This is a genomic window from Actinomycetospora chlora, assembly GCF_039542135.1.
Taxonomy (GTDB): Bacteria; Actinomycetota; Actinomycetes; order Mycobacteriales; family Pseudonocardiaceae; genus Actinomycetospora; species Actinomycetospora chlora.
Map to the genome: position 1 here is coordinate 82179 of NZ_BAABHO010000010.1, position 26294 is coordinate 108472.

At 76.1% G+C, this 26294-nt stretch carries 23 protein-coding genes; 16 read left to right on the plus strand and 7 right to left on the minus strand.

Translation table 11 applies throughout. The features are described from left to right. Positions 1-46: 46 nt before the first annotated feature. From ABD994_RS08610 to ABD994_RS08630, 5 genes are all read left to right on the plus strand, one after another. Positions 47-739 (plus strand): SDR family NAD(P)-dependent oxidoreductase, encoded by a 693-nt coding sequence (locus tag ABD994_RS08610; RefSeq protein WP_345412987.1) that lies wholly within the window; start codon positions 47-49, stop codon positions 737-739. Next, entirely contained in the window at positions 736-1788 is a 1053-nt protein-coding gene (locus ABD994_RS08615) for an S-adenosylmethionine:tRNA ribosyltransferase-isomerase (protein WP_345412989.1), read from the plus strand. Before ABD994_RS08610 ends, ABD994_RS08615 begins: the two co-directional genes overlap by 4 nt. Before the next feature lie 34 nt (positions 1789-1822). After that, positions 1823-2605, plus strand: a complete 783-nt coding sequence (locus ABD994_RS08620) for a MerR family transcriptional regulator (RefSeq protein ID WP_345412992.1) — start codon at positions 1823-1825, stop codon at positions 2603-2605. Between the two features lie 64 nt (positions 2606-2669). Next, positions 2670-3806 carry a sensor histidine kinase gene (locus tag ABD994_RS08625; RefSeq protein WP_345412994.1) on the plus strand — a complete coding sequence of 379 codons (1137 nt, stop codon included), beginning with the start codon at positions 2670-2672 and terminating at the stop codon, positions 3804-3806. Continuing rightward, positions 3794-4459: a response regulator gene (locus ABD994_RS08630; RefSeq protein ID WP_345412996.1), complete on the plus strand. Its 666-nt coding sequence runs from the start codon at positions 3794-3796 to the stop codon at positions 4457-4459. The genes ABD994_RS08625 and ABD994_RS08630 overlap by 13 nt, the downstream gene beginning before the upstream one ends. On the opposite strand, the gene ABD994_RS08635 is transcribed toward ABD994_RS08630, so the two are convergent. After that, complete coding sequence (locus ABD994_RS08635; RefSeq protein WP_345412998.1) at positions 4460-5158, minus strand: hypothetical protein; 699 nt, start codon at positions 5156-5158, stop codon at positions 4460-4462. Between the two features lie 113 nt (positions 5159-5271). Between ABD994_RS08635 and ABD994_RS08640 the strand changes: the two genes are divergently transcribed. Together ABD994_RS08640 and ABD994_RS08645 are read left to right on the plus strand one after the other, a co-directional pair. Continuing rightward, positions 5272-5619, plus strand: a complete 348-nt coding sequence (locus tag ABD994_RS08640) for a PE domain-containing protein (protein ID WP_345413000.1) — start codon at positions 5272-5274, stop codon at positions 5617-5619. After that, positions 5616-6146 carry a DUF3558 family protein gene (locus tag ABD994_RS08645; protein WP_345413003.1) on the plus strand — a complete coding sequence of 177 codons (531 nt, stop codon included), beginning with the start codon at positions 5616-5618 and terminating at the stop codon, positions 6144-6146. Before ABD994_RS08640 ends, ABD994_RS08645 begins: the two co-directional genes overlap by 4 nt. A 35-nt stretch (positions 6147-6181) precedes the next feature. Here the strand turns inward: ABD994_RS08645 and ABD994_RS08650 are convergent, their stop codons facing one another. Beyond that, positions 6182-7129 carry a zinc-binding dehydrogenase gene (locus tag ABD994_RS08650; RefSeq protein WP_345413005.1) on the minus strand — a complete coding sequence of 316 codons (948 nt, stop codon included), beginning with the start codon at positions 7127-7129 and terminating at the stop codon, positions 6182-6184. A 129-nt stretch (positions 7130-7258) separates the two neighbouring features. Here ABD994_RS08650 and recC point away from each other — a divergent pair, with 129 nt between their 5' ends. From recC to ABD994_RS08670, 4 genes are all read left to right on the plus strand, one after another. Beyond that, positions 7259-10495 carry an exodeoxyribonuclease V subunit gamma gene (gene recC / locus ABD994_RS08655; RefSeq protein WP_345413007.1) on the plus strand — a complete coding sequence of 1079 codons (3237 nt, stop codon included), beginning with the start codon at positions 7259-7261 and terminating at the stop codon, positions 10493-10495. Continuing rightward, a complete protein-coding gene (locus ABD994_RS08660; protein WP_345413009.1) occupies positions 10492-13866 on the plus strand; it encodes a UvrD-helicase domain-containing protein in 3375 nt (1124 codons plus the stop codon). Before recC ends, ABD994_RS08660 begins: the two co-directional genes overlap by 4 nt. After that, positions 13863-15701: an exodeoxyribonuclease V subunit alpha gene (gene recD, locus ABD994_RS08665; RefSeq protein WP_345413011.1), complete on the plus strand. Its 1839-nt coding sequence runs from the start codon at positions 13863-13865 to the stop codon at positions 15699-15701. Before ABD994_RS08660 ends, recD begins: the two co-directional genes overlap by 4 nt. A gap of 63 nt (positions 15702-15764) precedes the next feature. Continuing rightward, entirely contained in the window at positions 15765-16031 is a 267-nt protein-coding gene (locus ABD994_RS08670) for a hypothetical protein (protein WP_345413013.1), read from the plus strand. On the opposite strand, the gene ABD994_RS08675 is transcribed toward ABD994_RS08670, so the two are convergent. Next, positions 16022-17527, minus strand: a complete 1506-nt coding sequence (locus tag ABD994_RS08675; RefSeq protein ID WP_345413015.1) for a carboxylesterase/lipase family protein — start codon at positions 17525-17527, stop codon at positions 16022-16024. The two genes, ABD994_RS08670 and ABD994_RS08675, sit on opposite strands and share 10 nt — an antisense overlap. Positions 17528-17746: 219 nt before the next feature. Between ABD994_RS08675 and ABD994_RS08680 the strand changes: the two genes are divergently transcribed. From ABD994_RS08680 to ABD994_RS08695, 4 genes are all read left to right on the plus strand, one after another. Further along, entirely contained in the window at positions 17747-18394 is a 648-nt protein-coding gene (locus ABD994_RS08680; RefSeq protein ID WP_345413018.1) for a hypothetical protein, read from the plus strand. Positions 18395-18417: 23 nt separating this feature from the next. Then, positions 18418-19020: a hypothetical protein gene (locus ABD994_RS08685; protein WP_345413020.1), complete on the plus strand. Its 603-nt coding sequence runs from the start codon at positions 18418-18420 to the stop codon at positions 19018-19020. Positions 19021-19254: 234 nt separating this feature from the next. Then, positions 19255-20775, plus strand: a complete 1521-nt coding sequence (locus ABD994_RS08690) for an N-acetylmuramoyl-L-alanine amidase (protein ID WP_345413022.1) — start codon at positions 19255-19257, stop codon at positions 20773-20775. Between the two features lie 40 nt (positions 20776-20815). Continuing rightward, complete coding sequence (locus ABD994_RS08695; RefSeq protein WP_345413025.1) at positions 20816-21631, plus strand: transglutaminase family protein; 816 nt, start codon at positions 20816-20818, stop codon at positions 21629-21631. Positions 21632-21681: 50 nt separating this feature from the next. On the opposite strand, the gene ABD994_RS08700 is transcribed toward ABD994_RS08695, so the two are convergent. After that, complete coding sequence (locus ABD994_RS08700) at positions 21682-23055, minus strand: carotenoid oxygenase family protein (protein ID WP_345413029.1); 1374 nt, start codon at positions 23053-23055, stop codon at positions 21682-21684. 60 nt (positions 23056-23115) lie between these two features. On the opposite strand from ABD994_RS08700, the gene ABD994_RS08705 reads away from it, so the two are divergent. After that, positions 23116-23655 carry a PadR family transcriptional regulator gene (locus ABD994_RS08705; protein ID WP_345413032.1) on the plus strand — a complete coding sequence of 180 codons (540 nt, stop codon included), beginning with the start codon at positions 23116-23118 and terminating at the stop codon, positions 23653-23655. A gap of 3 nt (positions 23656-23658) precedes the next feature. Here ABD994_RS08705 and ABD994_RS08710 read toward each other — a convergent pair whose 3' ends face one another. From ABD994_RS08710 to macS, 3 genes are read right to left on the minus strand one after another with little or no spacing between them, the layout of a single operon-like run. Continuing rightward, a complete protein-coding gene (locus ABD994_RS08710) occupies positions 23659-24354 on the minus strand; it encodes a VC0807 family protein (RefSeq protein ID WP_345413034.1) in 696 nt (231 codons plus the stop codon). A gap of 46 nt (positions 24355-24400) precedes the next feature. Beyond that, entirely contained in the window at positions 24401-25039 is a 639-nt protein-coding gene (locus tag ABD994_RS08715) for a response regulator (RefSeq protein ID WP_345413036.1), read from the minus strand. Further along, positions 25039-26193: a MacS family sensor histidine kinase gene (gene macS, locus ABD994_RS08720; protein ID WP_345413038.1), complete on the minus strand. Its 1155-nt coding sequence runs from the start codon at positions 26191-26193 to the stop codon at positions 25039-25041. The genes ABD994_RS08715 and macS overlap by 1 nt, the downstream gene beginning before the upstream one ends. Positions 26194-26294 lie beyond the last annotated feature (101 nt).

A 26294-nucleotide genomic window follows, 5' to 3' on the forward strand; every position in this document is an offset into this window, starting at 1 on the left:
AATCCGTGCTTGACCTCGACCTTCCTCGAGGTCGCACCGTCGGGACATGGCACAGCAACCCACCGCCCTCGTCACCGGCGCGTCCCGCGGTCTCGGCCGTGCGCTGGCCGCCGACCTTTCCGCCGACGGCTGGCGCGTCGTCGTCGACGCCCGCCACGGCGACGCGCTCGCCGACGCCGTCGCCGGGCTGCCCGACGTCGTCGACGTCCCCGGCGACGTCGCCGACCCAGCGCACCGCGCCACGCTGGCCGAGACCGTCGACGATCTCGGCGGCCTCGACCTCCTCGTCCTCAACGCGAGCCTGCTCGGCCCCAGCCCGCAGCCGCGGCTCGCCGACTACCCCCTCGACGTGCTGGAACAGGTCCTGCGCGTCAACGTGCTCGCCCCGCTCGGGCTGGTGCAGTCCCTGGGCCCGCTGCTGCGCCCGGGTGCCCGCATCCTCGCGATCACCTCCGACGCCGGCGCCGAACCGATGGACGGCTGGGGCGGCTACGGCACGTCCAAGGCCGCCCTGGAGTTCCTGGCGTCGGTGCTCGCCGTGGAGAACCCGCAGTGGCACGTGCTCGTCGTCGACCCCGGCGACATGCGCACGGTCATGCACCAGGAGGCGTTCCCCGGCGAGGACATCAGCGACCGGCCCGAGCCCGAGACGGTCGTGCCCGCGCTGCGGGTGCTCGTCGACGGCGACCACCCCAGCGGCCGCTACCGCGCCGCCGACCTGGCGCCGGTGACGTCGTGACGGTCCTGCCGTTCACGCGCTTCGTGCTCCCGCCCGGGGCCGAGGCGCACGAGCCGCCCGAGCACCGCGGGCTCGCGCGCGACGGTGTCCGCCTGCTCGTCGCGCGTCCCTCGGGCGTCGAGCACCGGCGGTTCCGCGAGCTCGCCGCCGTGCTCGACCCGGGCGACCTGCTCGTCGTCAACACCTCCGCGACGCTGCCGGCCGCGCTCGACGTCCGCCACCACGACGGGCGGGCGATGACGCTGCACGTGTCGACCGCGCTCGACGACGGCGACTGGGTCGTCGAGCCGCGCCGTCCCGACGGCCCGGAGACCGACGTCGCCGCCGGCGACCGGCTCGGGCCGCCCGGGGTCGTGCTGACGCTCGTGGCGCCCTACCCGGACGAGCACGCGCCGCGACGGCTGTGGCGGGCGCGGCCGTGGCCGCCGGTCGGCCTCGCCGGCTACCTCGCCACCTACGGGCGCCCCATCGCGTACGGGCACGTCACGGGCCGCTTCCCGCTCGCGGACCGCCAGACGGTCTACGCCGCGGAGCCCGGCAGCGCGGAGATGCCGAGCGCCGGGCGGCCGCTCTCGGAGCACCTGCTGGTGGCGCTGATGGCGCGCGGGATCACCGTCGCGCCGCTGGTGCTGCACTGCGGGGTGTCGAGCCCGGAGAAGCACGAGCCGCCGACGCCCGAGCGCTACCGGGTGCCGCCGGCGACGGCGCGGCTGGTCAACTCCGCGCGGGCCGCCGGGTCGCGGGTCGTCGCGGTCGGGACGACAGTCGTGCGGGCGCTCGAGACCGTCGCCGACCCCGACGGGACCGTGTCCGCGGGACACGGGTGGACCGACCTCGTCCTCGGCGCCCACCGTCCCGCCCGCGCGGTCACCGGGCTGATCTCGGGGCTGCACGAGCCCGAGGCGAGCCACCTGGCGCTGCTCGAGGCCGTCGCGGGGCCCGAGCTCGTCGAGCGGGCCTACGACGCGGTGCTCGACGGGCGGTACCTCTGGCACGAGTTCGGCGACTCGACGCTCCTGCTGCCCCCGGTCCGTGGCACAGTCTCTTGACCCTCACGCGACGAGAGGCCGCACGGTGGTGCCCATGACCGAGACGGCACCGGGGACGACCACCTGGACGGTGGGACAGGTCGCCGAGCGTTCCGGGGTGACGGTCCGGACCCTGCACCACTACGACGAGATCGGGCTCCTGCGCCCGAGCCGCCGCAGCGCGTCGGGCTACCGGCTCTACACCGACGCGGACCTCGTGCGCCTGCAGCACGTCGTCGTCTACCGGCGGCTCGGGTTCGCGCTCGAGGAGATCGCGGTCCTCCTCGACGACCCCGGGGCCGACGTCGCCGCGCACCTGCGCCGGCAGCGCGCCGCGGTCACGTCCCGGCTGGACGAGCTGACCGAGCTCGTCACGGCCATCGACCGAGCCCTGGAGGCAGAGGTGTCCGGCATCAGGCTGACGCGTGAGGAGCAGCGGGAGCTGTTCGGTGAGGGATTCACCGAGGAGTACCAGCAGGAGGCGCAGGAACGCTGGGGCGACACCGAGGCGTGGCGCCAGAGCCAGCAGCGGACGTCGCGGTACACGAAGGCCGACTGGGAGACCATCAAGGCCGAGGCGGACGGCATCAACGCCGGCTTCGTCGCGGCCCTGCAGGCTCGCGAGCCCGCCGACGGCGAGCGGGCGACCGCGCTCGCCGAGGAGCACCGCCAGCACATCACCCGGTGGTTCTACGACTGCCCGCCCGACCTGCACGCGTGCCTCTCGACGATGTACACCGACGACGAGCGGTTCCGGAAGACCTACGAGGACCAGGCGACGGGGCTCGCGCAGTACGTGCGCGACGCCGTGCACGCCAACGCCGCCCGGCAGGGCTGATCGTCGACGCGGGGTCGACTTCGGTCGGATGTGCGGGCCGTGACCCGCTCCTACGCTCCGCCACGTGGACCAGGAGGAACGCGAGCGACGCCGGGCGACGGCGACCGTCCTGCTCGTGGTCGCCGTGCTCGGCGGACTCAGTCTCGTCAGCCGCACCGACACCCGGGCCTCGCTCGCGTTCACCGTCACCGACGCGGTGGCGACGCTGGTCGCCTGCGCGCTGGTACCGGTGCTGGTCCGCCGGCCGGTGCCGGGCGCCCTGGCGATGTCGGTGCTCGCCGCGTTCTCACCCGCGGCGACACCCGCGGCCACCATCGGCGTGCTGAGGGTGGCCTCGGAGCGCCCGCTCGCGACGGCGATCGGGGTCGGTGCCGCGAGCACCGCCGCCCACGCCGTCCAGGGCCTCGTGCGGCCGATCCCGGGGCTGTCGTACGGGTGGCTGCTGGTGATCGACGTGGCGGTGCACGCCGCGCTCGTCGCCTGGGGCGCGCTCGTGCGGGCGCGATGCGAGGCCCGGCACGCGCAGGAGCGGCGCGCCCAGGAGGAGCAGGCCGAACGGATCGCGGCCGCCCGGCGCCACGAGCGCGCGACGATCGCCCGGGAGATGCACGACGTCCTCGGGCACCGGCTCTCGCTGGTCGCCGCGTCGGCCGGGGCCCTGGAGTACCGGCCCGACGCGTCGGCCGAGCAGGTCGCGCGGGCGGCGGGCGTGGTGCGCGCCGGCGTGCACCAGGCGCTGGAGGAGCTGCGCGGGGTGATCGGGGTGCTGCGGGCCGACGACCTGGTGGGGGCGAACGGGGCCGACGGCCAGGCGCCGCCGCAGCCCACGCTGGCCGACCTGCGGTCGCTGGTGCGCGAGTCGGTCGAGGCGGGCGCGCCGGTCGAGCTCGACGACCGCGCCGCCGACGTGCCCGAGACCCTCGGTCGCACGGCGTACCGGATCGTGCAGGAGGGGCTGACGAACGCCCGCAAGCACGCGCCGGGGGAGACCGTGCACGTGTCCGTCGGCGGGACCGCCGGCGGGGAGCTGCGCGTCGAGGTCCGCAACCCGTTGCCGATGCGACGCGCGGTGCCCGACGGGCGCGGGACCGGGCTGGTCGGGCTCGGGGAGCGAGCGGCGTCGGTGGGCGGGTGGCTGGAGCACGGGGTGACGCCCGACGGCCAGTTCCACGTGATCGCCGAACTACCGTGGCCGGCGTGAGCCCCCCGGGCGAGATCCGCGTGCTCGTCGTCGACGACGACGCCCTCGTGCGCGGGGCCCTGACGATGATGCTCGACGGCGCCGACGGCCTGCGCGTGGTGGGCGAGGCGGCCGACGGCGACGAGGTGCCGGCGCTCGTCGACGCCCACGCCCCGCACGTCGTGCTCATGGACCTGCGCATGCCCCGCGTCGGGGGCCTCGCCGCGACCCGGCGGCTGCGCGAGCGTCCGGAGCCGCCCGAGGTCGTGGTGCTCACGACCTTCGACAGCGACGAGAACGTCCTGCACGCCCTGCGCGCCGGGGCCAGCGGCTTCCTGCTCAAGGACACCCCGCCGGCGCAGATCGTGGAGGCCGTGCAGCGCGTGGCCGCCGGCGACCCGATGCTCTCGCCGAGCGTCACCCGCCGCCTCATGCAGCGTGCCGGCACCGAGGAGGGCACGCGCGAGAAGGCGCGGTCGGCGCTGCGGTCGCTGTCCGAACGCGAGCGGGACGTCGCCGACGCCGTCGCCCGCGGACGGTCCAACGCCGAGATCGCCGCGGAGGCCTACATGAGCGTCGCGACCGTCAAGGCCCACGTCTCGCACGTGCTGGCCAAGCTCGGCCTCGACAACCGCACGCAGATCGCGCTCCTCGTCCACGACGCGGAGCGCTGATCACGGCGTCACGCCGCCCAGCACGTCCATCCGCACGGCGTCGCGGCCGGGCGCCAGCGCCACGACGGCGGCCAGCAGCCAGAGGCGGGCGACGAGCACGTCGTCCGGCGTGCGGAGGAAGTCGGCCATCCACGCTCCCGGCGCCGTCGGGCCGAGGATCGTCGCGGCCTCCCGGGCGTCCTCGCCGAGGTGCTCCGCGACCCACGCGACCGCCGCGTGCGGCAGGTCGACGTCCGCCCGCCGCCGCCCCGCCTTGCGGAGCCACGAGTCGACGACGAGGTCGATCAGCACCCGGTCGCCGGTGAACGGCCGGTCGGTACCGCGGCCCGCGTCGGCCACCAGCGTCCGCGCCACCTCCAGGTCGTGCTCCCGGACCGTGCGCGCCACGGCCAGCCGGACCTCGTCCTCGAGCTCCTCGAACCGGCCGTCGTCGTCCTCGAGGTCGTCGTCCTCGTCGGCGTCGTCCCACTCGTCCGCCCACTCGTCCTCGAGGTCGAGGCCGGCGACGATCTCGCCGAGGAGCGTGGCCATGTCCTCCCGCGTCGCCGGGCCGGTGCGCGCGGGCGGCGGCGTGGTCGGCGCGACGCCCGCCCGCTCGTGCCGCGCCCGGCGCGGGGGTCGTGTCGTGACCTCCCGCCGCCTCCGCCGCGCCTCGACCTTCGCTGCCCGCCGCTGCCCACCGCGCCTGCGCCTGCCCATCGCTCCTCCTCGTGTCGCCTCGCGACGGAGGATGCGCCCGACCCCCGACAACGCCGGGCGATCTCTGTCGAACCGGACCCAAGCGCCGGGGTCCGTCGCTAGCGTGACGAGCCGTGACCCAGCCCCCGCCCCGTGCCGTCGGTGGTGGGGCGTTCGACGTCGACATCACCCAGGCACCCCAGGCCATCCGACAGTTGGAGCAGGCGCTCGAGGAACTGCGGAGCATCCGGCAGGACGCCACCCTGCTGGGGCACATCACTCCGCCCACGACCGACCAGGTGAGCATCGACGCCGCGCGGGCGCTGGGCATGACGGCCACCGGAGGGCCGACGTCGTTCCTCGCCGCGCTGGAGGCCGGGATCGCGGAGTTGGACCGCATGATCCAGGCGCTGCGCGCGGGCCTCAGCGCCTACCAGGAGGGCGACGAGCAGGGCCGATCGCGCTTGTCGATCTCGTCGTGATCCGCGCGGCGTGCGTCCTCGCACTCTCCCTCGCGGTGGTCACCGCCTGTGCCGCACCGGCACCACGCGCACCGGTCGCAGACCGCCGTTTCGGGGCTCCCGAGGTCGTGGCCCCCCGGGACGTACGGGGCGGCGATCCGTGCGGAGGACTGCTCGACAGCGCAGATCTCGTCGCGATGGGCCTGTCCACGCGGGGGCGCCCGAAGGTCCTGCAGACCGGGGACCGCGGTTGTGACTGGAGAACCACCGGCGGGGACGGCTACCTCACGCTCATCGTCATCCCGGATCGCGACGTGCTCGTCGACACCTACCGCACACGCCAGTACCCCGTCTTCCAGCCGATCCAGGTCGCGGGCCTGCCCGCGACGCGTGAGCAGAGCTTCGTCGGATCGATGACCTGCACCGTCACGGTGGGGACGGCGATCGGGCAAGGATTCATCAGCGACTACACCGGGGCCGCCAGTTGCGATGGCGCACAGCGAGCCGCCGAGCACGTGGCCCTCGCGCTCCCTCCCCTCCCCGGCTGACCTCGCCCGACCCGTGTCCCCAGGACACGGTCCCGTCAGGGCACCAGCAGCGTCTTCCCCACCGTCTCGCGCGCGGCGATGGCGGCGTGGGCGTCGGCCGCGCGGTCGAGCGGGAACGTCTGGCCGATGATCGGCCGGTAGCGCCCCTCCGCGGCCTCGGCCAGCGTGCGCTCGACCAGGGCGCGACGGCGCGTCCGGTCGAGGCGGGGCAGGTCGGTCAGGCCGACCACCGTCACCCGCCGGCGGGCCGCCTCGGCGGGGTCCGGTGCCGCGAACTCGCCGCCCGCGGTGCCGTACGAGACGAACCGGCCACCGTCGGCCACCAGGCCGAACGCCTCCCGGCCCAGCGCCGCGCCCGCCCCGTCGAGGACCGCGTCGACCGGCCCGACGTGCCCGGCCCACGACGCCGTCCCGTAGTCGACGACCTCGCTCGCCCCGAGCGACCGCAGCAGCGCCGTCTTGGCCGCCCCGCGCGCGGCCGCGACCACGTGCACCCCGCGCCGCACCAGCTCCTGCACGAGCAGCACCCCCGCGCCGCCCGCGGCGGCGGCCACCAGGACCCGCTCGCCCGGGCGAGCCGCCACCGCCCCGAGCAGCGACTGCAGCGTCGGCCCGTCGTGCAGCAGGGCGACGGCCTGCTGGTCGTCGAGCGCGTCGGGGATCGGGATCAGCTCGGACACCGGCACCACCGCCCGCGACGCGTAGCCGCCGACCGGGATCTCCGCGCCGCCCACGTCCTGCTTCGTGTCGGCGACGACGCGGCGGCCGTCGGCGCGACCGGCGACCCCGCTCCCCGGCACGTAGGGCGGCCGCACCGGGAAGAAGCCCTCGCCCCAGCCGGACCGCAGCAGGGTGTCCAGGAACATCACGTCCGCGGCCGTCACGTCCACCACCGCCTCGCCGGCCCCCGGCTCGGGGTCGGGCCGGGACGCGGCCCGCAGCACCTCGGGCCCACCGAATTCCTCGACCAGCACCTCGCGCATGCGCCGAGGCTCCACGCTGAACAGAGGTCGAGGTCAAGGACACGCGCGGGCCCGGAGCGAGGGGCTGTCGGAGGGCTCGTCTAGCGTCGCGGGCAGCGGGAGATCGGGTCGCGAGGGGGAGGTGCGGACGTGCTGCACGTGCACCGGGCGGAGCGGGCCGACCACCTCGTCGAGGCCCTCGCGGACGTCCTGGCCGACCCGCTGGCCGACCCGTTCGAGCCCGAGCTGGTGGCGGTCCCGACGCGCGGGATCGAGCGCTGGCTCGCCCAGCGCCTCGCCCACCGGCTCGGCACCACGACGGGCGACGACGGCGTGTGCGCCAACGTCGTCTTCCCGTCGCCGGGGGAGCTGGTCGGGCGCGTCCTCGCCGTCCCGGAGGACGACCCCTGGCGACCGGAGCGGCTGGTCTGGCCGCTGCTGGAGACGATCGACGCGTGTGCCGAGGAGCCGTGGTGCGCGCCGCTGGGCGCGTTCCTCGGGGTCGGCGACCCGAGCGGCACCCGGCGCGGCCGCCGGTTCGCCGCGGCACGTCACCTGGCCCGGCTGTTCACCCGCTACGCGGACCACCGGCCCGCGCTCGTCCGCGTCTGGGCCGCGGGCGACGACGCCGCGACGCCGGAGGACCTGCGCTGGCAGCCCGAGCTCTGGCGGCGGCTCCGCGCCCGGCTGGACGCGGAGAGCCCGGCCGAGACCGTCGCGGACGTCCGGGTGCCGGCGGGCTTCCCGGCCCGGCTCTCGCTCTTCGGCGCCACGCGCCTGTCCGACACCGAACTCACGGTCCTCGACGCCCTCGGCGTCGACCACGACGTCCACCTCTGGCTGCCGCACCCGTCGCCGGTGCTGTGGAAGCGCCTCGAGGGGCAGACGGCCGGGCGGCGGGCCGACGACACGAGCGCCCGCGCCGTCGCGCACCCGCTGCTCGCGAGCCTCGGCCGCGACGTCCGCGAGCTGCAGCTGCGCCTCGCCCGCCCCGGCCGGGCCGCCCGCGCCGATCACCATCACGGCCGCGACGAGGAGCCGGCGACGCTGCTCGGGCAGCTGCAGGACGACCTCCGGCACGACCGCGCGCCGTCGGGTCGGCACGCGGTCGACGACGGCAGCATCCGCGTCCACCGGTGCCACGGGGCGGACCGGCAGGTCGAGGTCCTGCGCGAGACCGTCCTCGGCCTGCTGGAGGCCGACCCGACGCTCGAGCCGCGCGACGTCATCGTCCTGTGCCCGGACATCGAGACGTTTGCCCCGCTCGTCACCGCCTGCTTCGGCGACGCCGAGGGCGCGACCCACGCCGGGCACCGGCTGCGGGTCCGGCTGGCGGATCGCTCGCTGCGGGAGGTCAACCCGCTGTTCGGCACGCTCGCCACGCTGCTGGACCTCGCCGACGCTCGGGTCACGGCGTCCCAGCTGCTCGACCTCGCGGAGTCCGACCCGGTGCGCCGCCGGTTCCGCTTCGACGACGAGGACCTCCCGCGCCTGCGCGAGCTCGCCGAGCGCGCCGGCGTCCGCTGGGGTCTCGACGCGCCGCACCGGGCGGCGTTCTCGCTGGCCCGCTTCCCCGACAACACGTGGTCCCAGGGGCTCGACCGGCTGCTGCTCGGCGTCGCCATGTCGGCCGACGGGGGCGACTGGCTGGGCGACGCGCTGCCCCTCGACGAGGTCGACTCGTCCGACGCCGAGCGGGTCGGGCGCCTCGGCGAGCTGGTCGACCGCGTCGGGTCGGTGATCGAGGAGCTGCGCGGCGAACAGCCGCTGACCGCCTGGATCGCCGCCCTGCGTCGCGGGCTCGACGGGCTCACCGCGACGGTCCCGGCCGACGCGTGGCAGCTCGCGCAGGCCCGCACCGAGCTCACCGCGGTGCTCGAGAGCGCCCCGCACGACCCGGTGATGACGCTGCACGACGTCCGCGCCGTGCTCGGCGACCGGCTTGCCGGGCGCCCCACGCGCGCCAACTTCCGCACCGGCACGCTGACGGTCGCGACGCTCGTGCCGATGCGCTCGGTGCCCCACCGCGTGGTGTGCCTGCTCGGCATGGACGACCAGGTGTTCCCGCGCGAGACCCGCGCCGACGGCGACGACGTCCTCGCGCGCGACCCCCGCGTGGGCGAGCGCGACCCCGCCGCCGAGGACCGCCAGCTGCTGCTCGACGCGATCCTCGCGGCCACCGACCACCTCGTCGTCGTCCACTCCGGCGCCGACGAGCGCACGGGCGCCGACCGTCCGCCGGCCGTGCCGATCGGCGAGCTGCTCGACACCCTCGACGCCACGTTCGCCTTCACCGACGGCCGGGACGCCCGCGACCACCTCACGCGGCGCAACCCGCTGCAGCCGTTCGACCCCGCGGACTTCGACACCGCCGACGACGGCGGCCCCTTCTCCTTCGACGGCGCGGCCCTCGCGGGCACGAGGGCGCTGGTCGCCGAGCGCGGGGCGGTCGTGCCGTTCCTGCCCGGCCCGCTGCCCGCGCGCCCCGCCGACGGTCTCGACCTCGACGACCTGGTGCGCTTCGTCGAGCACCCGGTGAAGGCCTTCCTGCGCCAGCGCCTCGGGGTGTTCGCGCGCGGTGACGAGGACGAGCCCGTCGAGGCGGTGCCGGTCGAGCCCGACGGCCTGGCCAAGTGGGCCATCGGCGAGCGCCTCCTGCGCGACCGCCTCGCCGGCCGCGAGGTCGCCGCCTGCATCGCCGCCGAACGTCGCCGCGGCGAGCTCCCGCCGGGCCCGCTGGGCGACCGGCTGATCCGCGAGGTCGGCCGCCAGGTCGAGCCGCTGGTGACGGCCGCCGCCGGGCTGCGCGACGCCGTCGCGACGGACGTCGACGTCACCACCGACGCGCTGGTCGGTGCCGTGGCGGGCGTGCACGAGGCGACGCTCGTGACGGTGACGTACTCCCGGCTCGCGCCCAAGCACCGGCTGCGGGCCTGGGCGAACCTCCTCGCGCTCGCCGTCACGCACCCGGACCGCGCGTGGCGGGCCGTCACCGTGGGCCGCGGCAACTGGGGCGCGCCCACTCTCGTCTCGACCCTCGGGCCGCTCGAGCCCGCCACGGCGCGCGAGGTCCTCGCCGACCTCCTCGCCCTGCACGCCGAGGGCATGGTCGAGCCGCTGCCGCTGCTCTGCCGCACGTCCGAGGCCTACGCGCAGGCGCGGGCGACGAAGGGCGAGGTCGCGGCCATGAACCGCGCGCGCGACCTGTGGGCCAAGCGCCAGGGCGGCGAGCAGGACGAGCCCGCCCACGTGCTGGTGTGGGGTCGGCGCCGCCCGCTCGACGAGATCCTCGGCGCGGCCACCGGCGGGGCGCCCACGCGGTTCAGCGCCCTCGCCACCCGACTGTGGACGCCGTTGCGCGAGGCCGAGGAGCTGGGCGGGCGATGACGACGGCACTGCTGACCCGCGCGTTCGACGTCTGCGGCGAGCTGCCCACCGGCACCACGGTGCTCGAGGCCAGCGCGGGCACCGGCAAGACCTACACGATCGCCGCGCTCGCGGCCCGCTACGTCGCCGAGGGCCACGCCACGTTGCCGCAGGTCATGCTCGTGACGTTCGGCCGCGAGGCCACCCGCGAGCTGCGTGAGCGCGTCCGCGACCGGTTCGTGCGCACCGAGCGGGCCCTCGCCGACCCGGAGACCGCGCGCTGCGGGGACGACGACGTCGTCCGGCTCCTCGCCGCCGTCGACGACGCCGAGGTGGCCCGCCGCCGCGCCCGGCTGGCCGCCGCGCTCGCCGGCTTCGACGCCGCGACGATCGCCACCACCCACCAGTTCTGCCAGGACATGCTCACCGGGCTGGGCATCGTCGGCGACACCGACCCCGACGGCACGTTCGTCGAGCGGATCGACGACGTCGTCACCGAGGTGGTCGACGACTTCTACCTGCGCAAGTACGCCGTGCCCGACGCGGGCCCGCCCGCCTTCGACCGCGCGACGGCGCTGACGATCGGGCAGTCGGTGGTCGCCGACCCCGGCGCGCGCATCGCCCCCGGCCGCGACGCGCCGAACGCCGCGGGCGCGCGGGCGGCGTTCGCCGAGGCCGTGCGCGGCGAGGTCGAGAAGCGCAAGCGGCGCCGGCGGCTGTTCACGTTCGACGACATGCTCACCCGGCTGCACCGCGCCCTCGTCGACCCGCGGCTGGGCGACGCGGCCTGCGCGCGGCTGCGGGCGCGGTTCTCGGTGGTGCTGGTCGACGAGTTCCAGGACACCGACCCCATCCAGTGGGACATCCTGCGCGTCGCCTTCCACGGGCACAGCGCGCTGACGTTCATCGGCGACCCGAAGCAGGCGATCTACGGCTTCCGCGGTGCCGACGTCGTCAGCTACCTGCAGGCCGTCGAGTCCGCGGGCACCCGGGCCGGGCTCGCGAAGAACTGGCGCAGCGACGCGCCCCTGGTGTCGGCGCTCGACACGGTGTTCGGCGGCGCGGCCCTGGGCGACGAGCGGATCGTCGTCGCGCCCGTCGGGGCCGCCCACCCCGGGCGCCGGCTCGCCGGCGCGCCGCGGCCCGCGCCGTTCCGCCTGCGGGCGATGCCGCGGGCGGGCCTGCGCGCCGACTACCGCACCGGGCTGCCCCTGGTCGGCCCGGTGCGCGAGAAGGTGGCCGCGGACCTGGCCGCCGACGTCGCCGAGCTGGTCGCCGCCGACTCCCGCTGGGAGGACGGCCGGGAGGACCCGACCCTCGGGCCGGGCGACGTGGCCGTCCTCGTGCGCACCAACGCGCAGGCGACGCTCGTCCGCGAGGCGCTCACCGCGGCCGGCGTGCCGTCGGTGCTCGCCGGCGCCACCAGCGTCTTCACCGCCGAGAGCGCCGAGGAGTGGCTGACGCTGCTCGAGGCCGTCGAGCAGCCCGGGCGCCCAGGCCGGGTGCGGGCCGCGGCGCTGACGGTGTTCCTCGGCCACCGCGCCGCCGACCTCGACGCGTACGCCGACACCCTGCTGCCCGAGGTCGGCGCGGCGCTGCGGCGGTGGGGCGCGGTGCTGCACGACCGCGGGGTCGCCGCGTTCCTCGAGGCCGTCGCCGCCGAGACCGGCCTGGCCGCGCGCGTGCTCGCCCGCGTCGACGGCGAGCGGCGGATCACCGACCTGCGCCATATCGGCCAGGTCCTGCACGCCGCGGCGGTCGAGTCGCGCCTCGGGATCGTCGCGCTGGTCGAGTGGCTGCGCACGCGCATGGCCGAGGCCGTGGCCGGCACCGGGGAGATCCGCCCCGAGCGCAGCCGCCGTCTCGAGTCGGACGCGAGCGCGGTCCAGGTGCTCACGGTGCACAAGTGCAAGGGCCTCGAGTTCCCCGTGGTCTACGTGCCGTTCGGCTGGGACCGCTGGGTGGCGGACACCCCGACCGTCGTCACCCACCACGACGAGGACGGTCACCGCGTCCGGGCGGTCGGCGGCACCGACGACCCGGGCTGGGGCGAGCACGTCGCCACGGCCCGCGCCGAGGACGACGGCGAGGACCTCCGGCTGCTCTACGTCGCGCTGACGCGGGCGCAGGGACAGGTCGTGTGTTGGTGGGCGCCGTCCACCAACACCGCGTCCTCGGCCGTGCACCGGCTGCTCGTCGGCCGGCCCGCGCCGGGCACCACCCCGGACGCGACCTGCTCCCTGCGCGACGACGAGACGATCCTGGAGCGCCTCGAGGCCCTGGCGGGGGACGACATCGCCGTCGAGCGCGTCGAGCCCCGCAAGGCCGTGCCCTACGTCCCGCCCGCCGGTCGGGCGCGGACCCTGGCCGCGGCGGCGTTCGACCGGCCGCTCGACCTCGCGTGGCGGCGCTCGTCGTACTCGTCGCTCACCGCCGGGGCCCACGCGGCCGGCGCCGTGGGCAGCGAGCCCGAGGAGCGCACCCTCGCCGACGAGACCGACCCCGACGAGGCCGCCGCGCCGGTGACCGACGACGTCGCGCCGGTGCCGTCCCCGATGGCCGACCTGCCCCTCGGCCCGGCGTTCGGCACGCTGGTGCACGGCGTCCTCGAGAACGTCGACACCGCGACGGGCGACCTGCGCGCGGCCCTGGTCGCCGCCGCGGAGGACGAGCTGCGGCACCGCCCGCACGCCGAGGTCGACGCCCCGACGCTCGCCGACGCGCTGCTGCCGGTGATGCTCACGCCCCTGCCCGCGGGCGGTCCGGCGCGGCTCGCCGACGTCGCCCCGCGCGACCGGCTCGCCGAGCTCGACTTCGAGCTGCCGCTGGCCGGCGGCGACCGCACCCGCCCCGGCGACGCCCCGGTGACCCTCGCCGAGGTCGCCGCGCTGCTGCGCCGCCACCTGCCCGCCGGCGACCCCCTGGCCGCCTACCCGGACGCCCTCGTGCACCCGCACGCCCAGGCCGTCGCCGAGCAGGTCCTGCGCGGCTACCTCACCGGCAGCATCGACGGCGTGCTCCGCGGGCCGGACGGGCGCTTCGTCGTCGTCGACTACAAGACCAACTGGCTCGGGCCTGTGGGCCCGACGGGCCGCGCGCCGCTGACCGCGGCGCACTACGGGCCGACGGCCATGGCCGCGGCGATGATCGCGTCGCACTACCCCCTGCAGGCCGTGCTGTACGCGGTCGCGCTGCACCGGTTCCTGCGCTGGCGCCTGCGCGGCTACGACCCGGCGGCTCACCTCGGCGGCGTGCTGTACCTGTTCCTGCGCGGCATGTGCGGGCCGGACACCCCGGTGGTCGACGGCACCACCTGCGGCGTGTTCGCGTGGGACCCGCCGCCGGCCCTGGTGGTGGAGCTCTCCGCCCTGCTCGACGGGAGGGCGACGTGACCGCCGAGCTGGTCGCCGAGGAGGGCATCCGGTTCGCCACGCGCGCCACCGGCCTCCTCGCGGCGTTCAACGAGCGCGGGGTCCTGGCCGCCACCGACGTCCACGTGGCCCGCCGGCTCGGGCGTCTCGGCGGGGAGACCGACGAGCAGGTGCTGCTGGCGGCGGCGCTCGTGGTGCGGGCGCTGCGGGCCGGGTCGGTGTGCCTCGACCTCGCGGCGGTCGACCGCACGGTGCTGGCCGAGGGCGACGAGGTCGTCGACACCTCCGACCTCCCGTGGCCCGACCCGGCGCCCTGGACCGCGGCGGTCGCGATGTCGCCGCTGGTGGCCGACGACACAGCGGGCACCACCGGGCGCCCGCTGCGCCTGGTCGACGGCCTGCTCTACCTCGACCGCTACTGGCGCCAGGAGGAGCAGGTCCGCGAGACCCTCGCGCGCCGGGCGGCCGCCGCGGCGCCGACGGTCGACACCGACCGCCTGCGCGCCGCCCTCACCCGTCTCTTCGCCGGGGCCCCGGACGACGCCCAGCGCCGCGCCGTCGCCGTCGCCGCCCTGCGCTGGACCAGCGTCCTGGCCGGCGGGCCGGGCACGGGCAAGACCACCACCGTCGCCACCCTGCTCGCCGTCCTGCGCGACCAGGACCCGTCGCTGCGCATCGCGCTGGCCGCCCCCACGGGCAAGGCGGCGGCGCGCCTGCAGGAGGCGCTGGCCGAGGTCGACCTGCCGGCGGCCGACCGCGCGCGCCTCGGCGGGCTCTCGGCGTCGACGATCCACCGCCTGCTCGGCCCGATCCGCGGGTCGTCGCGGTTCCGCCACGACCGCCACCGCCACCTGCCCTACGACGTGGTCGTGGTCGACGAGACGTCGATGGTGTCGCTGACGCTCATGGCGCGGTTGCTCGAGGCGGTCCGGCCCGACGCGCGGCTCGTGCTCGTCGGCGACCCGGACCAGCTGGCGTCGGTCGAGGCCGGCGCGGTGCTCGGCGACCTCGTCGCGGCGCCCGCGGAGCCCGAGCCGGCGCTGGACGCGGCACTGGAGCGCGCGGGCGCGCCCGGGCCGCCCGTGCGCGGCGGCGTCACGGTGCTCGACCGCACCTGGCGCTTCCACGGCACCATCGCGACGCTCGCCGCCGCGATCCGGGCCGGCGACGCCGACGCGGCGCTCGGGGCCCTGCGCGCCGGCGAGCACGACGTCGTCTTCGTCGAGGACGCCGACCTCACGACCCGCGACCCCGCCGGCCTCGCCGAGCTGCGCGAGGACGTCGTCGGCGGCGCCGCGGAGACCGAGGTCGCGGCCCTCGACGGCGACGCGGCCCTCGCCCTCGAGCGCCTCGACGAGCACCGCCTGCTCTGCGCCCACCGTCGCGGGCCCTACGGGGTGACGCGGTGGGCCGGCGACGTCGAGCGCTGGCTCGTGGAGTCCGGGCCGGTGGCCGACCGCGACGAGGAGTGGTACCCGGGCCGTCCGCTACTGGTGACGGCCAACGACCACGACCGCGGCATCTACAACGGCGACACCGGCGTCGTCATCGGCACCCCGCGCGGCCCGCGGGCGGTGTTCGCGCGCGGCGGGGCGCCGGTCGAGATCGCGCCGAGCCTGCTCGACGGCGTCGCGACGGTCTACGCGATGACGGTGCACCGCGCCCAGGGCAGCCAGTTCGCCCGCGTCTCGGTGATCCTCCCGCCGGCGGAGTCGCCCCTGCTCACCCGCGAGCTGCTCTACACCGCGGTGACCCGTGCTCGGGTGCGTGTGCGGCTCGTCGGCACCGAGGAGGCCGTCCGGGCCGCGATCGCCCGGCCGATCGGCCGCGCGTCGGGCCTGCGGCGACGCCTGTGAACTCGCCGTGGAGACCCGGTCCGGGGGTTCAACGCGGCCGTCCGAGGGGGTAGTAATCCGGCCATGAGCGAGGACAGCGCACCGAGGGTCCGGAACCCCGCCGCCGACCCGGACAGCTCGCCGGACAAGCAGAGCGAGCTCAAGCTCAACGTCGGGATCGGCATCCTGGGCACGATCCTGTCGATCGGCGTGACGCTGATCTTCTTCCTGTACGAGCACAGCGTGGTGCTGGGCATCGTCTTCGCGGTCGTCGCGCTCGTGTCGCTGGTGCTGACCCTGCGCTTCCACCGGCGCCGGGTCGCGGCCCAGCCCCGCTCCGATCAGTCGTAACCGCGGAACCCCTGCCACGCGAGCCGGCGCTCGCGGCGGGGGTCGGCCTCGACGCGGTCGGTCCGGTCGAGGATCTTCGTGAGGCGGGTGTCCGGCTCGTACTCGGGCCAGAACGACGCGGGCGTGCCGTGGCGGGCGAAGTGGAGCCAGTCGTCCTGGACGCGGTCCTGCATCGCCCGCAGCGCCGCGCGGCCGCCGAGGGCGGTGAGCCACCGCGCCCGGTCGGCCACGCCGAACACGGTGAACAGCTCCATGCCGTGCGTGGCGCGCACGCCCATGAGGTTGAGCACCGGCGTGGTGAGGTCGTAGCGGTAGGCCCACACCGGACCACGGTGGGCCTGCATCACCCGCACCGAGGGCCACCAGAACATGTAGTCGCCGCCGAGGTCCTTGCGGAACGGGCGGCCCTCGTAGGCGCCCAGGACCTGCTCGCGCAGCTCGGGCTGGGTCAGCGCGAACATCCTCGACGCGCGCTCCTCGCTGACCAGCACGTCCATCCGCATCCGCGGCAGCTCGAACAGCCGGCCCTCGGTGTCGTTGGTCCCGATGATCAGGGGGATGTCCGCCGCCCGGCCGGCCTCGAACGCGTCGAGCGGCGCCTCCGGCAGCAGGTCGCCGTCGACGACGGGCGCGGTGGGGATCGTGCCGGGCTGGTCGCCGAGGTGGTCGCGCAGGACCCGGGCGGCGGCGAGGAGCTGCTCACCGGTCGCCGTGGTGAGGCCGGTGAGGGGGTCGTCGTCGGCACCCAGGGCGGTGACGAACCCGGCTGCCCACGCCCGCGCGCGCTCCTGCCCGAACACCATGCCCGGCGCCGAGCTCTCGGCGATCGCGCGGTGGAACAGGCCGCGGGCCGAGGGGGTCGCCATCAGCGTCGTCACCGAGATCGCGCCGGCCGACTCGCCGAAGACCGTGACCTGGTCCGGGTCGCCGCCGAACGCCGCGATGTTGTCGCGCACCCACTCCAGGGCGGCGATCTGGTCGCGCAGCCCGAGGTTCGACTCGATCGGGCGCTCGGGGGTGCCGTACGCGGAGAAGTCGAGGTAGCCCAGCGCCCCGAGGCGGTAGTTGACGCTGACGTACACGACGTCGCCGCGGCGGACGAAGTCGTAGCCCCGGTAGGTCGGCGCCGACGAGGCGCCGACGACGAACGCGCCCCCGTAGAACCAGACCATCACCGGCCGGGGGGTGTCCGACGGCGTCGTCGGGGCGCTGACGTTGAGCGTCAGGGCGTCCTCGCTCATCGGGGTGTCGCGTCCCGCGCCGATGAACTCGCCGATGCGCTCCTGGATCGGCACCGGCCCGAACCGCGAGGCGTCGCGCACGCCCTCCCAGGGCACGACCGGGTGCGGCCGGCGCAGGCGCAGGTCGCCGACCGGGGCGGCCGCGTAGGGGATGCCGCGCCAGGAGTGCACGCCGTGGCTGCTGATGCCGCGGACGACCCCGCCGGTCGTCTTGGTCTCGGGGCCCGCCGCGGGGGCGGGGTGACGGGAACGCATGTTCCGATGCTGCGTGACCGGGCCCGTCACCGCCCGCCGATGTGATCGACCAGCCGCTCCCGGGCGTGTCGCGGCCCTCGCGGTGTCCCCTCGACGACAGGACGAGTGGACGTGCTGACACGCTCGGCGGTACCGAGAGCCACGCACGGTCACACAACTGAGTCATGTTCGCTCTATCGGCCCAGCGTGTCGCGTTGCGGTTGACGAAGATTCCCCTCGATGGACGTGCAGACGGACGCGGGGGTCGACGCCGCGCTGTGGGGCCTGGAGGCCGCCTTCGTGGCGTACCCCGCCCCGCGGACGCTCGCGGGCTGCCCCCACTGCCACGGCGAGGTGCTGGTCGCGACCGCGGACCCGCTGACGCTCGCGCTCGCCCTGGGCAACACGCTCGGCACCCTCGAGGACCTGCGCGCGCTGACCCCGTGGCTGCTGCGCCGGGCGCTCACCGACGACCGGGTCGACCTGCGCACGGTGCTCGGCCGGATCGCGGAGACCTGGGCGGACTGGGGCGACCTCGAGCGCGACGCGGTGCGCGACGTCGCCGACGCCGTGTGGTCGGCGCTGCTGGACACGCACCCGGACGCCCCTGAGGGCGCGACCGCCGTGGCCATGCTCGACGGGCTCGGTGCGCTCGGCGACCCGCCGGAGCGGCTGCTGGCGATCTGGGAGTACAAGGAGATCGCCAGCGCCGACCACCACCTCGCCGAGCTGGTGGTCGACGCCTTCTACGGCGCGCGGGTCGACGACGCGGTCCTCGCGTGGGCGCACGCCGCGCCGCAGCGCGAACGCCTCGAGCGGGCGCGTGACCGCGACCGCCGCGAGCGCTGGGCCGGCACGCTCGCGGCGGCCTGCGATCTCCTCGACTGAGCGGGACCCGCGACACTGGTGCGGTGAGCCTGCCCGACACCCTGGTCGACGAGCTGTGGCGCCGGGCCGTGGGCGGCATCGGTCCCGTCGCCGGCGCGCCGTCGGTGGCCGCCGACGCGCTCGCCGCCACCGACGACGACGTCGAGGCCGCGGTCCGTCGCGTCACCGGCAGCCACGTGCGCCTCGCCGCGAGCTCCGGGCTGGTGACCAGCCTCGGCGGGGCCGCCACGCTCGTGGTCACCGCCCCCGCGGGCATCACCGGCCTCTACCTGCTCGGCACCCGGCTCGCCGCGACGATCGCGTCGCTGCGGGGCCGCGACCTGGACGACCCCGTCACCCGCACCGCGGCGATGATCTGCGTGCTGGGTGGTGACGGCGTCGAGCTGGCGGAGCGCACGGGCCTCGACCTCGTCAACGCCTCCCTGCTCCACGGCCTGCGCCGGCTGCCGACCGAGGTCCGCGCCCAGCTCGACACGCGCATCGGCTACCGGCTGACCTCGCGGTTCACCCGCCGCGGCGCCCTCAACGTCACCAAGCTCATCCCCGTGGTGGCCGGTCCGATCGGGGCCGGTGCGGACGCGATGGCGATGCGCACCGTCGCCACCTTCGCCCAGGCGCACCTCTAGCCCGGCCCCGAGGCGGAGCGAGGGCGCCCTTCGCTCCGTGACACCGAGCGAAGGCGTCCCTCGGTCCCCTCGCGGCGCGCCCCCGAAGTCACCCGACCGGGCGCCTTCTGCGCGTGGTGTGGCCAGTGGTGCTCGTGTGGGGGTCAAGGTGATCGTCACGGCGGGTCGTGGGGACCGCGCCGGGCGAGCGGAGGTGCGTGCGCGATGGCCGGGTCCGGGGCCCCGAGGGGGCGTGTGCGCAGGTCGGCGCGGGCGGGGGTGGCGCTGACGGCCACGGTCGTCGCGACCGTGCTGCTGCTGCCCGCCGGGTCGGCCCTGGCGGCACCGCGCGAACCGCTGCCGCCGGGAGGGACACCGATCCCGACGGCACCGCCGGTCCAGCTCGACCCGGCCCACGCCGTCATGCCGCCCGCGGCGCTGCCGGCGTCGGCTCCCGTGGTCCCGGGGATCGAGCCGGTCGCCTACGCCCCCGGCGGGCGGGACTCGTTCGGTGCACGCCAGGCGCGCAGTGCGACGCCGTTGCGGCTCGTCGGCGTCACGTGGACCGGGCCGGCCCCCGACACCGTCTCCCTGCGCTCCACCGACGCCGCGGGCCACTGGGGCACCTGGACCGACCTCGACGCCGCCGGCAGCGAGCGCGAGGCCACCGACCCCGCCGGTGTCCCCGAACGCGGCGGCACCGACCCGATCTGGGTGGGAGACCGCACCGGCGTCGAGGTGCGCGCGACGCGGGCCGGGCAGCCGGTCACCGACCAGGTCCAGGTCGTACGGATCGACCCGGGCACGGGCAGCAACGACCAGGCGATCGGCGCGCTGGGCGCCGCGCGCGGGCCGGCGGCACCGCACTACGTCACGCGCGCCCAGTGGGGCGCCGACGAGTCGATGATGACCTGGCCGCCGGAGACGACGCCGGCGGTGCGGGCCGTGACGATCCACCACACGAGCGAGTCCAACGACTACAGCCCTGACCAGTCGGCCGGCATCGTGCGCGGGATCTACGCCTACCACGCGCGCACCCAGGGCTGGGGCGACATCGGCTACAACGCCCTCGTCGACAAGTACGGGACGATCTTCGAGGGTCGCGCGGGCGGCCTCGACCGCAACGTCGTCGCCGCCCACGCCGGCGGCTTCAACCGCGAGACCTTCGGCATCGCGATGATGGGCAACTACACGATGATCCCGCCGGACGCGGCGACCATGAACTCGGTCGCGGCGCTGGCCGCCTGGAAGCTCGGCGGGCTCTACCAGGACCCCCGCCAGCAGGTGGAGCTGACGTCGTCCGGCGGTGGTACGTCGCGCATCCCCAAGGGGCAGACGACGACCGTGCCGGCGCTGTTCGCGCACCGCGACGTCGGGCGCACGACCTGCCCCGGCGACGCGGCCTACGCGATGATGGAGCCGCTGCGCGCGATGGTGCAGGGCCTCATCGCGCAGTCCGCCACCGACGTGCGGGCCGCCTGGGCGGCCGACCGCGCCGTCCTCGGCGAGGCGACCCGCGTCGAGGGGCCGACCGCCGACGGCACAGGCCGCAGCACCGACTTCGAGCACGGGACGGTCATCTGGTCGCCCCGCACGGGGGCGTGGCCCGTGACCGGCGCGATCGCCGAGCAGTGGCGCGGCGCGGGGGCCGAACGGTCGCCGCTCGGCTACCCGACCAGCGGCGAGTACGACGTCCCGGCGGGACGCCAGCAGAACTTCGAGCACGGCGCCCTGACCTGGACACGGGCCACGAACGTGGTCGGCCCGCCCGCCTGACGTCCAGCGCTGCGTCCAGGGGACAGGCAGGATGCCCCGCGTGGACGGTCACGACGGCAGGGACGCGGACCGGCGCGCCGCCGTCGACGGCGCCGTCGAGCGTTTCCTGGCGCTCGTCGGCCCTGGCGACCCCGACCTGCTGGCGGCCGCGCTCGAGATCGCGCGGGCGGCGGACCCGGAGGCCGACACCGACGCCGCGCGCGCCGAGCTGGACGTCCTGGCCGACGGCGTGGGCGACCTCGACGGCCTCGTGCGCCGCCTCTACGTCGAGGCCGGCTTCCGGGGCGACCGGGTGGACTACTACGACCCGCGCAACAGCTCGCTCACCGAGGTGCTCACCCGCCGGGTGGGCATCCCGATCACGCTCGCCGTCGTGTGCCTGGAGGTGGGGCGGCGGGCCGGGGTCGCGCTCGAGCCGGTCGGGATGCCGGGGCACTTCCTCGTCCACCCCGTCGGGTCGGACCTCCATCTCGACCCCTTCACCGGCGAGCTGCTCGACCGCGACCGGTGCGTCCGGCGGTTCCGCGAGTCGACGGGCGTGGGCCGCGACGTGCCGTTCGACGACGCCCTGCTGGCGCCGATCGGCACCGAGGCCGTGCTCGTGCGGATGCTGACCAACCTGCGCGGCATCCACCGCTCGCGCGGCGACCTCGCCGAGCTCGGCTGGGTGCTGCGCATGCGCCTGGGCCTGCCCGGCGTCTCCGCGGTCGAGGTGGCCGAGCTCGCCGAGGTCCGCGGTCGGCGCGCCGCGTTCCGCGAGGCCGCGACCCTGCTCGACGAGTGGGCCGAGGTCCTGCCCCGCGACGCCGAGGCCCTGCACCGCCACGCCCGCCGCTGGCGCGCCCACCTCAACTGAGGTGGCTGCGCCAGGTGAGCAGAAATCAGTGCTGCAGCACTGATCTCTGCTCACCTGCCGTCAGGCACCCACGAGCCGTGGAAACCCGACGGCACGCCGCGGGGCAGGGTGACGGCGGCGGCGGGGGCGGCGGCGACGTCGGTCGCGTCGAGGACCAGCAACCGGGACGCCGAGCCGTCGCGGGTCGTCGTGATGGTCAGCAGCCAGCCGTCGTCCTCGGCGCGGTCCGGCGCCGCGGAGGGCACGAACACCGCCTCGCCCGACACGACGTCCGGGCCCAGCTCGTGCGCGGTCAGCGTCCCGTCGGTGTCGACCTTGACCACGGCGCCCGCCTGCTCACCCCGCAGCCCGCGGTCGGCGACGGCGTAGCGCCACCGCGACTCGCGTCCGACCAGCGTCTCGTCGATGGTCGGGAACTCGACGCCGCGGTCCTCGAGTGCGGTCTCGACCACCGAGCCGTCGCGCGGGTCGAGCACCCAGCGGTGCATCCGGGCGGCGCCGGTCGCCGCGGCGGCCGCCGCGGGGTCGGTCGGCACGGGCGCGCCCCACATCACCGCGACGTCCGCCGGCGCGTACCGGGCCCCGTCGACGACCACGCGGCCCTCGGCGTCGGTGTACGCGCCGCCGACGTGGAAGACGTAGCAGGGATCGACGTCGAACCAGGTCACGGCGCACGCCGGGTCGTCCTGCCGCATGACGCCGAGCCGCGCGCCGTACGCGTCGTCCCACCCGAACGGCATCCCCGTGGCCATCCGTTCCCACTGGAACGTCAGCGGCAGGTCGAGCCACACAACGTGCTCGGCGGTGATGGCGAAGTCGTGCATCATCGTCGGCCCGGCGACCGCCACCTCGCGGCTCTGCAGGTCGGTGCCGTCGGCCGAGAGCCGGTGGTAGGTCAGGAACGGCGGGAACGGCGAGTACCCGAAGAAGTGCAGGTCGCCCGACGCCGGGTCGGTCTTCGGGTGCGCCGTCATCGCCGTGGTCAGCCGACCGTCGAAGTCGCAGGGCCCGACGGTGCCGAGGTCGCGGTCGACCTCGTAGGGCAGGCCGTTCTCGACCAGCGCGAACAGGCGCCCGGCGTGCTCGATGACGTGGGTGTTGGCCGGGACGGCGGCGAGGTCGACGCCCGCCTCGGAGAGGAACGGCCTGCCCTCCAGCGCGCGGGTCCGGACCCAGCGGTTGCGGTACCACTCCGCGCCACCGTCGCGCAGCCGCACGCCGTGCAGCATCCCGTGCGCGGTGAACAGGTGGCCGGGTTCCTCCCCGGGCAGCCGGTTCGGCCCGTTGCGGACGTAGCGCCCGGTGAGCTCGGGCGGCAGCGCGCCCTCGACGGGCAGGTCGACGGCGTCGATCTCGTCGGGCACCGGGGCGAACCGCCCACCCAGCTCGGGGCGACGGCCGATCGACGTGGGCGTGCTGGTCATGCGCTCCACCTTTACCTGTCAATCTGGACATGTCAATACGGACTGGTAGCGTCCGGCTCCATGTCGCTGCGCCACGCCCTGCTGGGCCTGCTCGCCCACGGCCCGGCGAGCGGGTACGACCTCACGCGCGCCTTCGAGGGTGGCATCGGGCAGTACGCCTGGCAGGCCGGGCACAGCCGCATCTACCCCGAGCTGGGCAAGATGACCGAGGCCGGCCTGGTCGTCGTGGACGAGGCGGGGCCCCGCGGGCGCAAGACCTACACGCTGACCGACGACGGTCGCACCGAGCTCCGCCGCTGGATGCTGCACTGGCCCGAGCAGGCGACGGTGCGCAACGAGACGGTGCTGCGGATGTTCCTCGTGCAGTCCCTCGAGCCCGACGACGCGCGCGCCCTGCTCGAGGGCATGGCCGAGCACTGCGCCCGCGAGCGGGACGCGCTGCGCGCGGTCATGGACGCCGACGACGCCGAGCACCGCCCCGGCGACCCGCTGCCGTTCGGACGGCTGGCCGGCGAGTACGGGATCCGCCAGTACGAGGCCGTGCAGGGCTGGGCGCAGTGGTCGCTGGAGCGGCTGGCGGCCGGGGAGCCCGTCCGCTGACCGTCACGACGTGGCGCGCGTGCCGTCCGACCCGGCCCGCTCCGCGGCCCAGGCCTTCGCCTTCGCGCCCGCGCGCTGGCCGTACCAGCCGTTCCAGATCGACAGCCCGACGATCACCGCGACCATCATCCCCGTCGACAGGCCGACCATGACGTCGATCGGCAGCAGGTAGATCAGCGGGATGCGCAGGGCCGCCTCGAGCAGCAGCCCGACGCCCCAGACGATCGCGCTGCGCCGGAACATGCGCCGGATCGGTGGCAGCGTCCGGTAGTACTCCTCCATCTCCTGCGCCTGGCGCGGCTGCCAGGTCTGGAACGCCGAGAGCGTCAGCGGCTTGCCGAAGCGCAGGCTGGCCAGGAACACGGTGCCGACCAGTGCGGTGCCGAACGAGTCCTTGACCAGCAGGAACCGCGGGTCGCCGCCGACGAACGCCAGCGCGAGCCCGAGGCCGAACACCGCGAGCATCACCGCGGCGAACCACGTGACCTCGCGGGTGCGCACCGCGACCCACACCAGCCGCAGGCCCGCCGCGAGCGTCGCCACCAGCAGCGCGACCCAGTCCGACGCGCCCAGCAGGTGCAGCCCGTAGTACGCGATCAGCGGCGCCCCGACGTCGTAGAGCAGGGCGGTGAGCATCGTGCGGGCCGGGTGGCCCTGCTGCTCGTCACTGGTCTGCTCAGCGTTCGCGTGCTCCGTCACGACCGTCAGCCTCACCTGTCCATACAGACATGTCAAGAGAGACACGTCAGTCGTCGGCGTCGAGCCCCCGCTCGATGGCGTACCGGGTGAGCTCCACGCGGTTGGTGAGCTGGAGCTTGCGCAGGGAGTTCTGCACGTGGTTCTCGACGGTCCGGTGGGAGAGCACGAGGCGCTCCGCGATCGCCCTGGCGGTGAGGCCCTTGGCCACCAGCCGCAGGACCTCGGTCTCGCGCGGCGTCAGGCGGGGCTCGTCGGGCCCGGCGTTCTCGAGCCGGCGGTACTCGCCGAGCACGAGGCCGGCCAGGCCGGGGGAGAACACGGCGTGCCCGGAGGCCGTGCGCGTGATCGCGTCGACGAGCTCGTCGAGCCCCGCCGACTTCACGAGGTAGCCCGAGGCGCCGGCCCGCACCGCGGCCATGACGTCGCCCTGTTCGGCACTCGCCGAGAGCACCAGCACCCGGGTGTCCGGCAGCGCCTCCCGGACGCGCGCGGTCGCCTCCGCGCCCGAGAGCTCGGGCAGCTGCAGGTCCATGAGCACGACGTCCGGCCGCACCGCGGGCGCGATCCGCACCGCGGCGGCACCGTCGGCGGCGGTGGCGACGACGTCGACCCCGCGCTCGCCGAGCTCCCGCGCGACGCTCTCGCGCCAGATCGGGTGGTCGTCGACGACCATCACGCGCACCATCAGCTCCCCCTCCGCGGGACCGTGATCTCCCACTCCGTGCCCTGCCCGGCGCCCGTGTGCAGCGTGATCGTGCCGCCCAGGTCCGCGACGCGGCCGCGCATCGACCCGGCGACCCCGAGGTGGCCCTCGGCGGCCGCCTCGTCCAGCCGCCCGGCGGGGATGCCGACGCCGTCGTCGCGCAGGCTCACGGTGACCTCGTCGGCCGCGTCCTCGACGAGGACCCACAGCCCCGCGTCGGGTCCCGCGTGGGCGGCGGCGTTCGCGGCGCCCTCGCGCAGCACCGCGGCCAGCTCGTCGACGACGGCCGCGGGCAGCAGCACGGGCTCCGCCGGCACGGCGAGCGAGGCCCGCGGCGGCAGTGCCCCGGCCAGGCGGGACGAGAGGTCGACGGTGCCGTCGGGTCCGGGCACGGGCGCGGAGGTGATGAGGCGGCGCAGCGCCGCCTCCTGCTCGCCGGCGAGACGGGCGAGCTCCACGGCCGGCGCGTCCCCGTCCAGCTCGGCGCCGCGCCGGCGCACGAGCGCGAGCACCTGCAGCACGCCGTCGTGGATGTCGCGGGACAGGCGCTCCCGCTCCGCGGTGGCCGCCTCGCGGGCCGTGGCCTCGCGCAGCCGCTCGCCCGACCGCCGCATGGTGTCGGCCGCGAGCCCGACGGCGAGCCCGGCGACGAGCAGCAGCTGGGTGTCGAACACCAGGTCGGCGTCGACGGCCCGGCGCACGGCGAACAGCACGCCGACGGTCACGACGCCGCCCACGAGCCCCCCGCGCCAGCCCAGCGCGAGCGCCAGGGCGAGCACCGGGCCGGCCGACCACACCGTCGTGATCACCGGGCCGCCCTCGGCGAGCCGCGCCGGGGTCTCCACGAGCAGGGTCGACGCCGTCGCCAGCGACGTGACCACGAGGTCGACGACCGCCGTGCGCGCGTCGCCGCGGTGCAGGTAGCGCAGCGACGACATCGCCGTCCACACGACCATCGCCGCCACGACGAGCACGCCCAGCGTGGGGCGTGCCCACCCGTCGCCGAAGCGCACCAGGTTGACGATCGCCGCGACCAGCGCGACCACCCGGTAGACCACCAAGCCGCGCCACAGCGGCACGAGGTGCGCGTGGCCGCGGGCCGGCCCACCCCGGCGGGCGCCGTCGACGCTGGTCACGGCACCTCCCCACCCGCTGCGGCGTCCCGCGAGGATATCCGGCACGCCCGACACCCTGACGGCGAGCGCGGCTCGGCGGATGCGGGGAACTACGCACGAAC

What these genes read in the sequence shown, in the direction of transcription:
- ABD994_RS08610 (WP_345412987.1), top strand. Translation starts at nt 47, where the DNA reads ATGGCACAGCAACCCACCGCCCTCGTCACCGGCGCGTCCCGCGGTCTC.
- ABD994_RS08620 (WP_345412992.1), top strand. Translation starts at nt 1,823, where the DNA reads ATGACCGAGACGGCACCGGGGACGACCACCTGGACGGTGGGACAGGTC.
- ABD994_RS08635 (WP_345412998.1), bottom strand. Translation starts at nt 5,158, where the DNA reads ATGGGCAGGCGCAGGCGCGGTGGGCAGCGGCGGGCAGCGAAGGTCGAG.
- ABD994_RS08650 (WP_345413005.1), bottom strand. Translation starts at nt 7,129, where the DNA reads ATGCGCGAGGTGCTGGTCGAGGAATTCGGTGGGCCCGAGGTGCTGCGG.
- ABD994_RS08660 (WP_345413009.1), top strand. Translation starts at nt 10,492, where the DNA reads ATGACGACGGCACTGCTGACCCGCGCGTTCGACGTCTGCGGCGAGCTG.
- ABD994_RS08670 (WP_345413013.1), top strand. Translation starts at nt 15,765, where the DNA reads ATGAGCGAGGACAGCGCACCGAGGGTCCGGAACCCCGCCGCCGACCCG.
- ABD994_RS08675 (WP_345413015.1), bottom strand. Translation starts at nt 17,527, where the DNA reads ATGCGTTCCCGTCACCCCGCCCCCGCGGCGGGCCCCGAGACCAAGACG.
- ABD994_RS08680 (WP_345413018.1), top strand. Translation starts at nt 17,747, where the DNA reads ATGGACGTGCAGACGGACGCGGGGGTCGACGCCGCGCTGTGGGGCCTG.
- ABD994_RS08700 (WP_345413029.1), bottom strand. Translation starts at nt 23,055, where the DNA reads ATGACCAGCACGCCCACGTCGATCGGCCGTCGCCCCGAGCTGGGTGGG.
- ABD994_RS08705 (WP_345413032.1), top strand. Translation starts at nt 23,116, where the DNA reads ATGTCGCTGCGCCACGCCCTGCTGGGCCTGCTCGCCCACGGCCCGGCG.
- ABD994_RS08715 (WP_345413036.1), bottom strand. Translation starts at nt 25,039, where the DNA reads ATGGTGCGCGTGATGGTCGTCGACGACCACCCGATCTGGCGCGAGAGC.